This is a genomic window from Photorhabdus bodei (assembly GCF_003287735.1).
Classification (GTDB): domain Bacteria; phylum Pseudomonadota; class Gammaproteobacteria; order Enterobacterales; family Enterobacteriaceae; genus Photorhabdus; species Photorhabdus kayaii.
The window spans coordinates 42421-58961 of sequence record NZ_NSCM01000014.1; the positions used below are offsets into that span (position 1 = coordinate 42421).

The 16541-nt window shown below is 41.9% G+C and carries 11 protein-coding genes; 6 read left to right on the forward strand and 5 right to left on the reverse strand.

Features of this window, described 5'->3' with window-relative positions:
• Positions 1-407 precede the first annotated feature (407 nt).
• The 3 genes from glnA to glnG all read left to right on the forward strand — a co-directional run bounded on the left by glnA (position 408) and on the right by glnG (position 4487).
• Entirely contained in the window at positions 408-1817 is a 1410-nt protein-coding gene (gene glnA, locus CKY02_RS11050; RefSeq protein WP_112895319.1) for a glutamate--ammonia ligase, read from the forward strand.
• Between the two features lie 153 nt (positions 1818-1970).
• The gene (glnL, locus tag CKY02_RS11055) at positions 1971-3020 is read left to right on the forward strand and encodes a nitrogen regulation protein NR(II) (protein ID WP_112895320.1); all 1050 of its coding nucleotides are present in this window, start codon (positions 1971-1973) and stop codon (positions 3018-3020) included.
• Positions 3021-3029: 9 nt separating this feature from the next.
• Positions 3030-4487, forward strand: coding sequence for a nitrogen regulation protein NR(I) (gene glnG, locus CKY02_RS11060; protein ID WP_112895321.1), 1458 nt, complete (start codon positions 3030-3032; stop codon positions 4485-4487).
• Positions 4488-4494: 7 nt separating this feature from the next.
• Here glnG and CKY02_RS11065 read toward each other — a convergent pair whose 3' ends face one another.
• Together CKY02_RS11065 and CKY02_RS11070 are read right to left on the reverse strand one after the other, a co-directional pair.
• Positions 4495-5784 (reverse strand): ISL3 family transposase, encoded by a 1290-nt coding sequence (locus CKY02_RS11065; protein WP_112895322.1) that lies wholly within the window; start codon positions 5782-5784, stop codon positions 4495-4497.
• Between the two features lie 25 nt (positions 5785-5809).
• The gene (locus CKY02_RS11070) at positions 5810-9016 is read right to left on the reverse strand and encodes an Eco57I restriction-modification methylase domain-containing protein (protein ID WP_112895323.1); all 3207 of its coding nucleotides are present in this window, start codon (positions 9014-9016) and stop codon (positions 5810-5812) included.
• 1760 nt (positions 9017-10776) lie between these two features.
• Between CKY02_RS11070 and CKY02_RS11085 the strand changes: the two genes are divergently transcribed.
• Positions 10777-11406, forward strand: a complete 630-nt coding sequence (locus tag CKY02_RS11085; protein ID WP_112895325.1) for a hypothetical protein — start codon at positions 10777-10779, stop codon at positions 11404-11406.
• A 131-nt stretch (positions 11407-11537) separates the two neighbouring features.
• Complete coding sequence (locus CKY02_RS11090; RefSeq protein WP_112895326.1) at positions 11538-11762, forward strand: hypothetical protein; 225 nt, start codon at positions 11538-11540, stop codon at positions 11760-11762.
• A 63-nt stretch (positions 11763-11825) separates the two neighbouring features.
• Here the strand turns inward: CKY02_RS11090 and CKY02_RS11095 are convergent, their stop codons facing one another.
• The 3 genes from CKY02_RS11095 to yihI all read right to left on the reverse strand — a co-directional run bounded on the left by CKY02_RS11095 (position 11826) and on the right by yihI (position 14809).
• On the reverse strand, positions 11826-12305 hold the full coding sequence (locus tag CKY02_RS11095) for an Hcp family type VI secretion system effector (RefSeq protein WP_112895327.1): 480 nt from the start codon (positions 12303-12305) through the stop codon (positions 11826-11828).
• 427 nt (positions 12306-12732) lie between these two features.
• A complete protein-coding gene (gene hemN / locus CKY02_RS11100; protein WP_112895328.1) occupies positions 12733-14106 on the reverse strand; it encodes an oxygen-independent coproporphyrinogen III oxidase in 1374 nt (457 codons plus the stop codon).
• 193 nt (positions 14107-14299) lie between these two features.
• Entirely contained in the window at positions 14300-14809 is a 510-nt protein-coding gene (yihI, locus tag CKY02_RS11110; RefSeq protein WP_112895329.1) for a Der GTPase-activating protein YihI, read from the reverse strand.
• A gap of 193 nt (positions 14810-15002) precedes the next feature.
• On the opposite strand from yihI, the gene CKY02_RS11115 reads away from it, so the two are divergent.
• A complete protein-coding gene (locus CKY02_RS11115; protein WP_112895330.1) occupies positions 15003-16466 on the forward strand; it encodes an ArnT family glycosyltransferase in 1464 nt (487 codons plus the stop codon).
• Positions 16467-16541 lie beyond the last annotated feature (75 nt).

The following is a 16541-nucleotide window of genomic DNA, read 5'->3' on the forward strand; positions in this document are numbered from 1 at the left end:
GCTATTGTACACACATTGGTCGAAGGACTAAACAGGATCACAATAATCTATGCTTAACAACTTGATAACAATGAAATTGTGATCCCTTTCACGCCTATAAACAGACGCACTTTCGGCACAAATGCACTAATATTGTGCTTCGCAGTAACATAATTGCACCAATTTAGTGCAACATTCCCGAATATCAAGGTATCCCATCACGGGTATACTCACAACACAGTATATGGCAAGGCGTTAAAAAGTTGGCACGCTTTTCGCAAATGCTTTCGTGATTGAATTGATTTTCACAACTATAAGTTTGCAAACGTGTAAATAGCCTTGTTAAGGTAAAACGATGTGACTGTGTTTTCTTTAGTCTTAACCACGACCATTTTATCAAGACCGACACAAACCAGGAGAAACCGAGTATGTCCGTTGAACATGTTTTAACCATGATTGAAGAGCATCAGGTGAAGTTTATTGATTTGCGTTTCACTGATACCAAAGGCAAAGAACAACATATGACCATTCCTGCTCATCAGGTTAATGCAGACTTCTTTGAAGATGGCAAAATGTTTGACGGATCTTCAATCAGCGGTTGGAAAGGGATTAACGAATCTGACATGGTACTGATGCCAGACTCAAATACAGCCATGCTTGATCCCTTCTTTGACGATGCCACATTGATCCTACGTTGTGACATTCTGGAACCAGGCACCATGCAAGGTTATGATCGTGATCCCCGTTCCATCTCCAAACGTGCTGAAAACTTCCTGCGTTCAAGCGGAATTGCCGATACTGTCCTGTGTGGACCAGAACCTGAGTTTTTCCTGTTTGATGATGTGCGCTTCGGCAGTGCCATGTCTCATTCTTACTATTACATCGATGATATCGAAGCTGCATGGAATTCCGGGACGCAATACGAAGGCGGTAACAAAGGCCATCGGCCTGCGGTAAAAGGCGGTTATGCTCCGCTACCTCCTGTTGATTCTTCGCAGGATTTACGTTCAGCGATGTGCCTGACGATGGAAGAGATGGGGTTGGTTGTAGAGGCTCACCATCATGAAGTAGGAACAGCAGGCCAAAATGAAATCGCTACCCGCTTTAACACCATGACCAAAAAAGCGGACGAAACCCAGATTTACAAATACGTCGTACATAATGTCGCGCACAATTTTGGCAAAACCGCAACCTTTATGCCAAAACCACTGGTTGGTGATAATGGTTCCGGTATGCACTGCCATATGTCTCTGTCTAAAAACGGTATTAACTTGTTTGCCGGTGACAAATACGGCGGTCTATCTGAACTAGCGCTATTCTACATTGGCGGTATTATCAAACATGCTCGTGCGCTGAACGCGTTTACCAACCCAACAACCAACTCTTATAAACGTTTGGTTCCGGGCTATGAAGCACCGGTGATGCTGGCCTACTCTGCCCGTAACCGTTCAGCATCCATCCGTATTCCCGTTGTTGCCAGCACCAAAGCTCGCCGTATTGAAGTACGTTTCCCTGATCCGGCGGCTAACCCTTATCTGGCATTCGCCGCTCAATTGATGGCTGGCCTTGACGGCATCATCAATAAAATCCATCCCGGTGATGCGATGGATAAAAACCTGTATGACCTACCACCGGAAGAAGCCAAAGAGATCCCCACTGTCGCCTCTTCTCTGGATGAAGCACTGGCGGCGCTGGATGCCGATCGCGAATTCTTGACCCGTGGCGGAGTATTCACCGATGACGCCATTGATGCTTATATTGACTTGAAAAACAGTGAAATAGAGCGTGTCCGTCTGACACCACATCCACTGGAATTTGAACTCTATTACAGTGTGTAATTAGCAGCGCCGTTTCCGCTGATCATTTTTTGTTGCCGTGAAACCTTTAGCCCATCTTCGGATGGGCCCTTTTCCTACCATCTAAATTTCAGGCTTTGACTAGGTTTTACGCTCGAACATGATACAGTGCACCAAAAAAGTGCAGGGGTGTGGATGAAAACGGAAAATCTGCCCGATAGCGAGCAAATATTAAATTCGCTCATTAACAGTGTACTGGTACTGGATACTGATCTCGTCATCCGCTATGCCAACCACGCAGCACTACAATTATTCGCTCAGAGTGCCCGTAAATTATTCGGTACACCTCTTCCAGTACTGTTCAGCTATTTTTCACTGGATACAGAATTGATGCGCTCTAGTCTGGTCAGTGGCCAGAGTTTTACTGATAACGAAGTAACATTAGTGGTTGAGAACCGCTTTCACATTATGTCGCTCAGTGCCCAACCAATTTCCGAGCAGTTCATCTTGCTGGAACTGGCACCTATGGATAGTCAACGCCGGTTAAGCCAAGAGCAGGTACAACAAGCTCAGCAGATAGCCGCACGGGAATTGGTTCGGGGGCTGGCACATGAAATCAAAAACCCCCTTGGTGGGTTGAGAGGAGCCGCACAATTACTGTCAAAAGCACTGCCTGATCCTGCTTTGCAGGAATACACCCAAGTGATTATTGAACAAGCCGACCGATTGCGCCATCTGGTAGACAGATTGCTTGGCCCACAACATCCGGGTGAACGAATTAAACAAAGCATTCATTATGTTGCTGAACGGGTCTCCCAATTAGTCTCGCTGGAAATGCCGGATAACGTCACACTGGTAAAAGATTATGATCCCAGTTTGCCAGAACTGGCCCACTATCCTGATCAAATTGAACAGGTATTGCTAAATATCACCCGTAATGCCTTACAAGCGCTAGAAAAACAGGGGGGAACCATTACCCTCCGCACTCGTACTGCTTTTCAAATTACCTTGCATGGCAAGCGCTATCGTCTGGCGGCCAGAATTGACGTGGAAGATAACGGGCCAGGTATCCCATCACAAATTCAGGACACCTTATTTTATCCAATGGTCAGCGCGCATGAAGGCGGAACAGGTCTTGGTCTATCCATTGCTCGCAATTTAATAGACCAACACTCCGGCAAAATAGAATTTACCAGTTGGCCGGGGCACACAGCATTTTCTATCTACTTACCAATTAAGAAATAGAGGATAACGATGCAACAGGGAAAAATCTGGATCGTCGATGATGACAGTTCAATCCGCTGGGTACTGGAGCGGGCGTTAAGTAACGCGGGGATGGAATGTACCAGTTTTGCAGACGCGGATAGCGCCCTGACCGCACTAGCCCAAAACACGCCTGATGTACTGATTTCGGATATCCGTATGCCGGGAATGAATGGGCTAAACCTACTGAATAATATCAAACAGAGCAACCCGTTGCTGCCAGTCATCATTATGACCGCTCATTCTGATCTGGATGCTGCGGTCAGTGCTTATCAGCAAGGGGCTTTTGACTACTTACCAAAACCCTTTGATATTGATGAAGCCGTTGCCTTGCTGGAACGAGCACTTAGCCACTCCCGCGATCAGAATCAGCCAACTAAAAACCCGCAGGTCGTCACACCCGTTTCTGACATGATAGGAGAGGCGCCTGCCATGCAGGACGTTTACCGCATTATCGGCCGCCTCTCCCGTTCCTCTATCAGCGTCCTGATTAATGGCGAATCCGGTACCGGAAAAGAGCTGGTGGCCCATGCGCTGCACCGTCACAGCCCACGGGCCAATGAGCCATTTATTGCCCTTAACATGGCAGCCATCCCTAAAGATTTAATTGAGTCAGAGTTGTTTGGTCATGAAAAAGGGGCTTTCACCGGCGCTAATCAAGTACGTCATGGGCGGTTTGAACAGGCTAATCGCGGTTCACTGTTTCTTGATGAAATTGGTGATATGCCTCTGGACATTCAGACCCGTCTGTTACGGGTATTGGCGGAAGGTCAGTTTTACCGAGTTGGCGGTTATGCTCCCGTAAAAGTGGATGTGAGAATTATCGCGGCAACCCATCAGGATCTGGAACGTTTGGTAGAGCAAAGCAAATTCCGTGAAGATCTCTATCACCGCCTCAATGTTATTCGTATGCAATTACCGCCCTTACGTGACAGAGTGGAGGACATCCCTCGCCTGACCCGCCATTTCCTACAACAGACCGCCAAAGAGTTGGGCGTAGAAACAAAGATTCTCCATCCTGACGCAGAAATGGCCTTAATGCGCTTACCCTGGCCGGGCAATGTTCGCCAGTTGGAAAATATCTGCCGTTGGCTGACAGTCATGGCAGCAAGCCAGGAAGTGCTGGTACAAGATTTGCCGCCTGAATTATTTGAACCCCACCATACCGAAATCGGCACAACAACATCTGTAAATACCGTACCCGCAAATACAACACCTACCAATACAATACCGGAAAACTGGTCGCAGCTACTTGCCCAGTGGGCAACAAATGCCTTGGAAAATGGTCAGCAGGATCTGCTATCTGAAGCATTACCATTATTGGAGCGTACCTTACTTGATTGTGCACTTAAGCATACCAAAGGCCATAAACAAGATGCTGCCCGATTACTGGGTTGGGGACGCAATACTATTACACGGAAGTTAAAAGAACTTGGGTTGGAGTGTTGAAACAAGGCTATAATCGCCCCGTTTCTATCTCTCTTACCAGTGCTGATATATCTACACCGTAATTCATTAACGTTTCCGACTCTGGTCCGCATACCTGCTCAGGAATCCGTTGACGTTGATAGTGGAGATTCTTGCTCTTCTGAAAGCCCTTGGTAAACAGTATATCAGCTCGTAATGCTTCAAAACTGTAACCACGACCAACACGATTCACCACGCTAATCAGGTTGTTCAGACTCTCTATATAAGCATTGGATATCGGGTGGTCGAAGTAAGCAAAAACATCATCGTGCCAGTTATCTATAGCTTTAACGAGTGGATCAAAATGCACCTTCATTTCAGGTGTTATCTGTCTAAGCCAAACATAGTAAGCTTGCTGTGCCTCGTACCTATTTTTGAAGTTCCAGATGTCGAAAAATGACTCTTTCAGCTCGTAAGCATAACCCAGCTCAGGATAGTTGAGTATCCAGTCAGATAATCGCATATATTCGGCATCTGTCTGCTCGTGGCGACGTTTCAGCAACACAAAGTGATCTTTCATCAGTCTTCGACGCTGCTGAACGTTCAAGCCGCCTCTGATGACCTTTAGCACTCTTTCTAGTGACTCATTCGCCATACGGACAACATGAAACTTATCGATGATAACCGTAGCGTCAGGGATCATAGTAGCCACTGCATCTCTGTATGGTCGCCACATATTCATAGCTACATAGCGCACCTGATAGCGATCTTTTCGTTTAGCTAGGTAGCGCATAACAGAGGCTTTGTTATTGTTATCAAGCATATCAACAATGGTTTGCAGCTCGATATTGGCGATAACACACCGGGGTTTTATGATATGGATTTCGTCAATACCCAGCCATTTAGGCATTTCAAAATTGAGGGTCTTTTCCAATCGCTCGCAGGAGTCGTGAAATATATTACGAACAGTCTTTTCATCCACTCCTACATCCTCTGCCACGCTGGAGAAGGTGCGCCGTAGACTCTCGCGCTCGATGTATTGGATCAAGCGGTGAGTCATTTGCCGCTTACCATCCTTGTGCGGTACTGGTTCCATAAACGTCTTACAACATACTTGACAGCGGTAGCGGCGGCGATTCAGTATAATCCCTGTCCGCTTGCCATTGACAGGAGTATCCATGATCACCTCATCACGACGGCCAAAGCCAACGATTTGAGAATGTTTGCAGTGGATGCAGTGAGTAGGTGGGCTGGCAGTTCCTACATGTACCCGGTAATCATGCTCCAGTTCGGAGACAGACAGGACGACATAATCAGGCCAGTTAATGATGTTTGCCATAAATAGCCAACTTATTCTTTGTCAGTTATTCTACGAGCGTTACACTCCAAGCGATCAAAACATTCTCCGCTACCGATTTTATTCGCTTGATAATTTTCTGGCGTTCTGTTTTGTCGTGACACTGGTGAGCCTCCTCAACAAGCTCTGCAAGGTTAGTGTGCATCGTGTTGGTAATATCAAAATTAGGTAATGATAGATGTTTGAACACATCCGCAACTTGAATGGATACATTGTGGCTGTTAATCCATTCTTGAACAGTTAATGAATTCAGTAATCCGCACAAATAATACGCTGTTTCTTTGTTATCAAAGGACGCAAAGTATACTTTGTGATCTGGAATATAAACACGTTCACCAACAACAGGTACATTCTGAAAGCTTGCAACCGCTGCATAAAACGATGAGGACATTTCCGGCCATATCACTTTCCATGGTTTGAAGGTGTAATCACCAACATTATAAACAGCATGGTAAGGAGCACCTTTCATTTGGCGACGATAGGTAGAACGTTCCAGTAACAGTCTCTCGAACCCCTTAAACCATGCTAAGGTTTTTTTCATCTTAGGGGAATGCAACTGTGCATCCGCACTCTCGTACTCAGCATTTGAAATACCTGTGTTTGGTACGAATGTAAACAGCCTTTGTTCAACATCATCATAATCTGGAGCATCAAGTTTCAAGTAGCACTCATCAAAATCACTCGCTCCCTTAATTAAAGGGTAAAGCATATCGGGCTCTACCCATTGAGTTTTCTGTGGCCCAATGTCTTTCCGTCCAGCCTCAGGGCGGCTTTGAATCTGAACGAGAGTGCCATTGTTTTGCAAGATTGGAACAAAATAAACTCCGTTAAGATCCGTGGTAATCCCCTTCCGTCCTTTAGTCCATTCACACTGTGATGATAGATATTTAATCGCATTGAAGCGCCCAGGAGCGAGTATCGCCCACGGAGAACCTTCATCACCAACCGGAAACGCTTCTTTTGTCGTATGAGAAATAGCTTTCAGCACGTTATTAAGAGGTGTGCAGGGCCTAATAGCTTTCCTGTGACCAGGATTAGCTGACCATACCTTGTAAGCTACGGGGTATTGCGCGGTGACGATGGATTTTCGAAACAGCGCAACAGACGTGTGGTTGCTTGCATCTTCAAATGGTTTTAATTCCTTCATGTCATCAACAGACAATGGTTGAAGATAAAGTGAATCCTCTCGCTGTGAATCTAGTTTAAATGTTCTAAAACCTGCTGATGATGGGTTCTTAAAAAGTGTGCCAGTGATGACAAACGCTAGTTTGCCACCTATATCCAGCCATTTATCGGAGACTGTGTAGGTTATCATGGCAGATATATCAAGTTCATTCCCACCATGGCGTTTGGTCTTAGAAAAAATACCATAGTCTTCACACGTTGGTTTAACACGTTCACGATAAAGGTCAGGTAGCTTTGACCATCTAACCCAAGGAGGATTGCCAATAACTAAATCAAATTTACCTGCTGCCGCTGACCAGAAAAAGTTCCTGACAATTCGGAACCAAATACCGTTCCATTGTTTTCTGTGTAGATTTAACACTTGATCATAGGTATGTCGGAGTGGTTTGTCCCAGTTCGATAGCTCTTCTTGGGTGACTATACTTGCTGCTGTCAGTTTTTGGCTGGATTTGTCGAACTCTAATCCCTGCTCAACATCTTTGCCCATTCGTTCAAAAACAAAATCGAGGCGCTTCCTGTTTAAAGCTAACTCAACAGGCAAGTGAATATTCAGTTTGGCTACCTGACTTCCAATGTTGTATTCAACAATTCTATTTTTTCCAGAGGGGATCTCCGCAGGTGAATAAATGGCATCAGCCATTAGTACAGGAACCTCAATATCCATTCCTGGGCATGCGGCGAGAAGGTCTGCAATTTCCATCAGGAAATTTACACGAGCAGTCTGAACAGCAAGCGGGTTCAAATCAAAACCCCATACACTATCACATAGGTTTTTGATAACTTTAGACACACTCCACCCCTGTATTGCCGCCAGCTCACGTTTTTTGCGGATCACCGCCAGTAAGAATGCCCCGGATCCACAGGTAGGATCTAACACACGCTTCTCTAATAATGTGTTGTTAGCAGCTCTCTGAAGCGTAAAATCGACCAACCAGTCTGGGGTGTAGAATTCACCAAGGCTCTGCCGGAGTTTGCCAGGAACAAGACCTTGGTATAGATCTCGCAAAACATCCCTTGTCCTAGATAAGTGATCAAGCCGATATAACGATAGAACCGAGAGCAACCGCCTCAAGGAAGGTAATAACGCCGGAACAACCTTGTCTCTAGCAAGGCCAATATACCAGCTAAAAATAGCCTCTTCGACAAAACCGTTAATGCCTGCTTCCCTGAAAATGGCCGATTTCTCGACAGAGTAGTCCAAATAATTCACCAACTCGTCATCATCTTTTTGCGCCGACATACTCTGAGCAGGTTGAGTCGACGATGTTAATCCATGTGCTGACACAATCTCGGCAGCTAACAGTTTAATGAGTATCGAATTGTAAGTATGAATGACAAATAGCCGTGCCGATGTAGAATCTTCCCGAAAACCATTCCAAATAAATGCAATCTCTTTGTTAATAGCCTCTGTTTGTGAAATTGACATATCCGCAACTTGGCCGTACAAAGTTCTCCACTCCTCAAAAAGCATTTTAATTTTGTTGTTGCCTTGCTGTTTTAAGTAGTAAAGCAGGCCATCAGACATAGCCTGCATAAATTCACGAGCATCTGCTGACCCATGTCCAAAATCAGCCAATAGGTTCTCAGTTGTTAAGGCTTTTCGCGTATCGGAGACAAAAGCGTCAATCACCAAATCGACCGCATAGGTTGAAAAGGGAATTAAGTGTTGAGTATGAATCTGATCACCATGGACCTGAGCAAAACAAATGTGTTCACCGTCAATAGCTATTCCAATGAAATCAGATTCAGGAATTCCTGTTTTCGCTGACTCACACTGTATATATGGCAAAAGTCGTTCTTCTGTGGCATTTTTGAAGCTAGGGCTGTCCTTCTTGCCACGAAACAAACCTGGCGCTTTGAATTCAATGATTACGTGATTATGGCTTGAGTCTTTACGCCCTCGCTCAGCATTCAAATGAAGACCAGTAGCATCTTCTATCACCTTCATCCAAATGTATCGAACTTCCTCTTCGCCTTTCCAAGGCTTTAGGCGCTTTTCCTGAATAGCTTCGTATGCGTCTTGACTCATTACGTACCACCTTGATAAACCGATGTAAAAATTTTCCCAATTATGGACCTGAACAATAATGGCATCAACCGTATAATCCGATTTTAAAATATTTAATCAGATAAGGCTGTTCAATACAGAATGCCGCGTCAATAATTCGGCAATAACACTGGAAACCACCTAGTTGAAAGGACTAAGTGAACGTAAAAATGTTCAATGGAATTTAGACTATCTGAACCGCAGCTGTCACTATTATTCCTGGAACAAGTAATGCCGCCGGAATAAAAAAACGACGTTGGCAAAGTTTTTAAATTGATTAATAAAGCCAGTATTGAAATTCAGACAGTAAAACCTCTCGATATAAAATATTAGGGATCGTTATAACTGATTGACTGTCTGTATTATATCTGATAAAACCAGTATCAAACGTAATTAATTTACGATCAATCGAGATAATAGAATCAACAAAAGGCAAGATTGAACAGTATCTATTACCCTCCGGTTAAAAACGACAATTTTGTCCAAGTGAACAGAGCGTATCTGAAAGAACAGCTTTTCCTGATAAGGATAACCCAATAACCTCAGAAATCCTGATATACCAATTAAGAATGTGGGACGCACACCCAACGCAGGAGTATGTAGCTATTTAACTCTGATCGAATACGGAGGTATCTTGAACGTCTGTAACGCACAATAAAAATACTCAAAGAAATACGTAATACTTCAAGCTACTGTTATTGCTTCATCAAGTGAGCAAGAACTTAATTAAAAAAAACCACAACCTCTGTTGTGATTTATATTCAGACTAGTAATTATAAGGTTGGTTTAAGATGATGAAGTGGCGCCGGATTATTTTTGCGATTATTTTGTTTTACTCTCTTTTCGTTGGGATGATGCAAGTATTGTCGATAAATTTTTATATTTTCCGTGATTACTTTGGATTGTGGGAGATTCCAGCAAAAGTGGCCGCTGCTATAGCATCTCTTTACGTTTTTTGTCTACTTGTTAAGTTTTTGCCTCTTATTATTGTTATTTTTATATGTAGCTTAGTTATGGTTGTCAATGTATGGCATTGGTCATTATGGGTTTCGGTCCTTATACTTATTTGGCCGGTTATTGTTGTTTTAGCTTATTGCGTACTCACCAAAAGCCTGAAATATAATACATCAGACTAGTACTACAGCCGTAATTCTCTTTCTCAACAGACGATACATTCATAGAAAAGCTGAAATCATACGATTTCTTAATGTTTGGACTAAACACCTGGTTCAGTTCGTCCATAATTTACCTGTCTGCGTTGCTGTAAGAAATATATCAGGAACAGGTAATTACACAATTTAAATTATAGTCTCACACTGGAGATGGCAACAAAGAGTAACAGAATTTCATTACACAACGTTAATTATTTTTATAGAATAAATTAAAATATTTGGAATTTTTATTTTTTTTCGGAAACTTAATATCTTATCGAGTACTCTTTGAGTAGATTTTTGTTATTTTATTAATATGGTTATTTTTATTTAAATATGTTATATTAATTTTTTTAATCAATAATGAAGATAGAGTATGGATGACAGAGATAAATTAATGCAACGAATAAATAATGTTCTAGCTAATAGTTCAGTTATAGCTGAGGACAAACTAACTGTAATGATGATGTTCTGCTTTCAATTATTATCATCTACAAATGCAGATAGGGTTAATATGCGTATCTCTGATAGCAGAGTATTAACACTAAAATTCGAAGAAAATTTTATTAATCATTGAGTTGGAACTTATATATGGAATCTAGTATCGAAAATGACCTCTGGAAAGAGGTAGATCGGCAAAATGATTTGCTTTGGAGAATAGAAGAAGCTAAACGTGTAGCAGGCCTCAGTCTCGAAAGGGCAGTAAATGACACTATAGAATTAGGTGAAGAGGTCGTAGATACTATAGGCTTAGGTATGAGACGTAAGCTCTGGCAATTTTCATATTTTTTTGACGGTTATGAAGATGTATACGGAAGGATAAAAGAAGAAGATCACAGAATGAAGTTAAATCTGATGGATCTTAAAAATGAAAATAAAAGAAAATTCATTTCGAGAATAACAGAAATATATATTGATGAAGTATTTAAAGGTAATGAAGAAAAAGAGAAAGAAAGAATATATGGGAAAATATTAAAATTTTCCGCTAAAGTGACAATAGGTAAATCAATTAAATTAAGTGTGTCAGCTATAATAGCAGAAGCCATATATTTAAATTTAATTAAAAAAACTATAGTGAAAAATGTAGCCAAACGATTTATAAGTGGATTGTTAAATGTCGCCCAATTTTACGGATATTATGAGAAAGCATCAATATCAGCAAATAGACTTAAAATAACATGTCCACAATTCTATTGGGCTTTATATTTTCAAAAACTATAAATGTTATATTTTATAGTTGAACCTGAATTAGAAAAGGGAATTTATTTAATAGACGGATTTAAGAATAAGCAGGTCAGCGAAGAAGAAGTTGCTCGCGTACTTGCAAATATGATGGGTGATTGAGTTTATATATGAAAAATAAAATATTTAGTAAAGGATGGTTCAAAGATCTTTTTTGTGTATTTATTAAAGAATTATTGTGGTCAAATATGCCTGTTGTAGCCATTTTTATATGGGGAATTATATCAGTGTATTTCTTCCCCGATGAATGGTGGATTATATCTTTAATAGGAAGTATTGTAATTGTTGTTCTATTCTTTTTTCTCACATATTTAAGTGAAAGAAAAAAAAGCTAAGTATATATGCTTAACTTTAATTGTCATCCTTAAGCCACCTCCCAAGGAGGTGGTCTTCTACTTTTAATAAACCCGTTCATCCCATATACTATAGGCTGATGTTCCGGCTGTTACATGATTCCATGTAATGGATTTATATTTAAGAAAGATTTTCTCATACGGCATTAACTCATTACTATTAATTGAATTTGGGTAAGTACAGGAAATATCAACAATAGTTGCTTCTGTAATTTTTACTTCATAAAAAAGCTCTGACTGCCCTGTCTGACTCGTCCTATAAAAAATAAAAGCACCATTCAATGATTCGTTAGAATCTATAGCCATAGCTAACAATGGGGATGATTTATCAACGGGTTTGATAAATTGTATAGGATGATGACTTACGTTCTGGTTACGAGTTATTGTGTGATTTAGACTGAGTACCTGTATTTGATCTTCATGTCCTTTTTGATATCGATTCCCTATAGAATCGAGGGTTGAGCATCCAGCTGATATTAAGCCTTGTTTCTTACCATTTAATGTTAGATAAATCATGTATGACATAAAGATTACCGTCCTAGTTTCTTATTCAAATGATGTTAACTCGATTTTTGGGCTAGAAAAGTAACTTAACATATAAAAAACTTATGAATACAGGAAAGACTTTTTCAGTGAAAAGTTAACTGTGTCTCCCTCCGAAACATAGCTCACGAGCAATTGAAATCACATATTCGACCCATAATTACGATAAAGTTTATTTTTCGGCGCTGGTTGCTCTAATTTCTGCTGCCTCATCGCCGGTTCTGTTTGTAAAAACTCTCGAACTATTGGAGCTGCGCCGTCAATTCGGTCACACTATTGTATAAGTAATAGACCTGTTTCAACAGCGCGACGTTTTCTTCTGAGGTGTAATCGAACATGTTCTGCAAGGCGGACTCTGTTTACAATTTTATGTAATTGCCCTTTTATTTAAAAACCACCCTCTGAACAATCAAATTACGCTTGAAAACTGACGCTGGCTAACTTCCCGGCGCAAATAAATATCAAAACACATACAGATATTACGAATCAGTAACCGGCCTCGTGGCGTTACCCAAATCTGTTTCTCATTCACTTCAACCAGTCCATCTTCAACTAGTGGCGTTAATAATTGCAAATCTTCCGCGAAATAGCGGGTAAAACTCAGCCCATATTGCTGCTCAATATCGGCAAAATTTAGACGGAAATTACAGATAAGCGCTTTAATAATATCACGGCGAATACAATCATCTCGGGACAAAGTTAAACCACGCCATAAGGCATGCCCCTGTTTTTCTAATTCCGCATAATAGGTTTTTAACTCTTTTTGATTTTGGCAATAGCTATCGCCCAACATACTGATAGCAGAAACTCCCAAGCCTAGCAGGTCACACTCTTCCTGAGTGGTATAACCCTGAAAATTGCGATGTAATTTCCCTTCCCGCTGAGCGACTGCCAGTTCATCATCCGGGCGAGCAAAATGGTCCATGCCGATAAACTGATAACCATTGTTTGTCAGCGTTGCAATTGTTTCTTGCAATATATCCAGCTTTTGCTCGGCACTCGGTAAATCATGCGCTTTGATTTTACGTTGAGCAGCAAATAAGTTCGGCAAATGAGCATAATTGAAAATACTCATTCTATCCGGTGACAATGCTAATACTCGCTCCAGAGTGAAAGCAAAGCTCTCTGGTGTTTGTTTCGGCAGACCATAGATCAGGTCAATACTAGTGGAATTAAAACCCGTTTTGCGGGCACGGGCAACCAAAGCAAAGATAAACTCTTCATCCTGTTCACGGTTCACCAGATGCTGAACTTCTTTATTGAAATCCTGCACACCCATGCTCAGACGGTTAAAACCTTCATTGCGCAAGTGATCAATCATATCCAGTTCAATTTCACGTGGGTCAATTTCAATGGAAATTTCAGCATCTGGCAGAAAATCAAAATGGTTACGCAACAATCCCGTCAATTTACTGATTTGGTCTTTATCAAGGTAGGTTGGTGTACCACCACCCCAATGCATCTGACTCACTTTACGGCCAGAAAACAACTTTGCCCGGTCACGAATTTCCCGTTCAAGCCATTGCAAATATTCATCCGCTTTATGCTTTTGACGGGTGACCAGTTTATTACAACCACAGAAATAACAGAGCTTATGGCAAAACGGGATATGGAGGTAGAGAGAAAGCGGTCGTTCAGGGTAACAGGTAGCAGCCTGGATAAATGCTGCATTGTCATACTGTTGATTGAATTCCAGCGCCGTAGGATATGAAGTATAACGAGGGCCGGAATAATTGTATTTCTGGATCAAAGGCAGATCCCAAACGATGGCTTGCTCAGACATGCTTATCCCTTCCGATGTTTTTGCCCATCAAAACGTAACGCTTTCATATGCTTAATATGTTGCGCCGTTGTGACTCTGCGCAGCCGGGTTTTACGCCGCGATAATCGCCATAGTTTACCCAATAACCATAGCAAATAACATATTAATAGTATGGTTATTAGGATCAACCCGCCTCTGATCATGGGAGATTAAATTATTTACCTTTCAGCAGTTGCATAATGTCATCCTGCTTCTCTTCTTCACTCTCTTCCTCATCCAGTTTAATACCTAACTCTTCCATCAGAGCATCAATCCGATCCAGCGTAGTGTCAACATAAGCATGCTCTTCTTTAGACAGACTTTCGCCATTTTCCAGACGCTCTAACAATGCATCCAGACGATCGTCGTTTTCCAGCATCGCCAACTCTTCTTGTAGCGACAGACGTGGTTTTGTCTCGACTTTATTAGCAACGACAGGTTTTGTCGGTCGTTCTCCAACGATCAGCGGAACAGGTACTTTACTGCCAAGACGTGGATCACGTTGCTGTTTGCCTGACTGATGTTTATCACCGCTCTGCTCCTGATTGCGGTTACCGGGCGGATTGCCGCGATGTTTTTTCTCACGCTTACGTGCACGCCCTTCCGCATTCAATTCTTCGCGGTTTTTTCTTTTCTGTTTACTAGCAGATGTTTTGGCTGGTGCTTTTTTCTTTAACGGGTTCATAGCCGGTTACTCAGTTTGGTTTATCAGGGTATTGCTGCGCCGGAATCTAGCAGAAACTGCACATATAGAAAAGCGCCGTGAATAACTCTTTATCTTTTAAAAAATATAGCCAAAAATCTCTTATCATTCATGCATGGTTTAACCATCAACAAATATTCTATTACTCTTAGCTTTCAATAAATGATAAATCGATATGCCTATTTTTGATACTTCTTGCTATAAATATGTTTACTTGTGGGTAGTTGGTTATGCTTTGTTATGGATGATAGTGAGTTATTCATTCGACCCAACCGTCCCTTATGATGCCGTCGAAGCATTAAACTGGGGAAAAAACGGCGAATGGGGTTCACCTAAAAATCCGTGGTTAGTGGGTGTAATGATGCTGCCTGCTATCCATATAAGCGGTGTTTCATTGAGTTTTTACTGGTATTTCATTCACTTTATTGCTATCGCGATTGGCATGCTCGGTGTATGGCATCTGGCATTTCGGCTGACAGGGAAAAAAGAGCTGGCATGGCTCGCCATGCTGACATTGAACCTGTCTGGTATTATTAACTTCGATATTATCCCATATAACGATAATTATCTGCTAATTATGCTATGGCCGTGGGCTATGCTGTTCTTTCTACGAGCCGTGTATGACAATCCGCGTTGGTGGCTGGCATTTGCCCTCAGTTCCGGGCTGGCAGCAATGGGAAAATATTCCACATTGGCATTGGTTGGTTCGGTTTTTCTGTTGACTCTATTTGTGCCTAAAGTTCGACAATGTTACCGCCAACCCGCGCTCTATATCGCACTGGTTATCTGGTTTGTGCTGGTACTGCCTAATTTCTGGTGGCTATGGAACAATGATTTTGCCGCTTTCAAATGGGTAGATTCACAAATAGACAGTGGATTTAATCTACACACTACCCGATCGTTATTATCGGTATTTTATCCGCTGATTATCGTTGGCATTATTATCTATCAGCTTGGCGGCCGTATTAGCTGGCCGAAGGAGCAACCGAACCGATTGGTAAACATTATCATCTTGTTGCCATTACTGATTATCTACTGCTGGTTCTCATTCAATAAGGGGGGAAGAATGACAGAATGGCTGCACCCCTTTATGTCCGTTTCATCAGCGCTGTTGGTTGGCTCTATTACTCGTTTTCCACAGAAATCATTACTCAATACCCTGAGAGGGCTGATTATCGTCGCAGGGTTGATTCTAATGGGATATGTACTGATTATGGCAGCCAATATTCGCGGTGCCGGCCATAAATTCGAAGGTATCAAAGATTTTTCCTGGCAACTGGAACAACGCTGGCATCAACGCTATTCGACACCGCTCCATTATGTCGGGGGCGAATACTTGCATCAGTGGCTGACTGTTTACGCGCCAAGTCAGCCAGAGACTATTCAACCTTGGATATCAGGAGAACAGGCACCCAATATCTACAACCGCCATGTTAAGGAAAGCGATATTATACGTGACGGTGCTATTCTGGTAGGTGCAAAGGGAAAAACCTGCGAACAGGAAGATTTTCACCGTGTTTTGCAAGACTGGTCAAAATTAAAAATAAATAGTAAGGAAGAATTTCTTTTCCAGCCCGAACCTGAAACTAAGCCAACAATAGTCTGTGTAGGTTTTGTGTCACCGGAAAAATATCAGTAGTTTTCTCTGAAATTTGAAAGCCTGATTTAATAGGCTTTCAACTCTTCATACACCTTTAACATAATGACAATATAC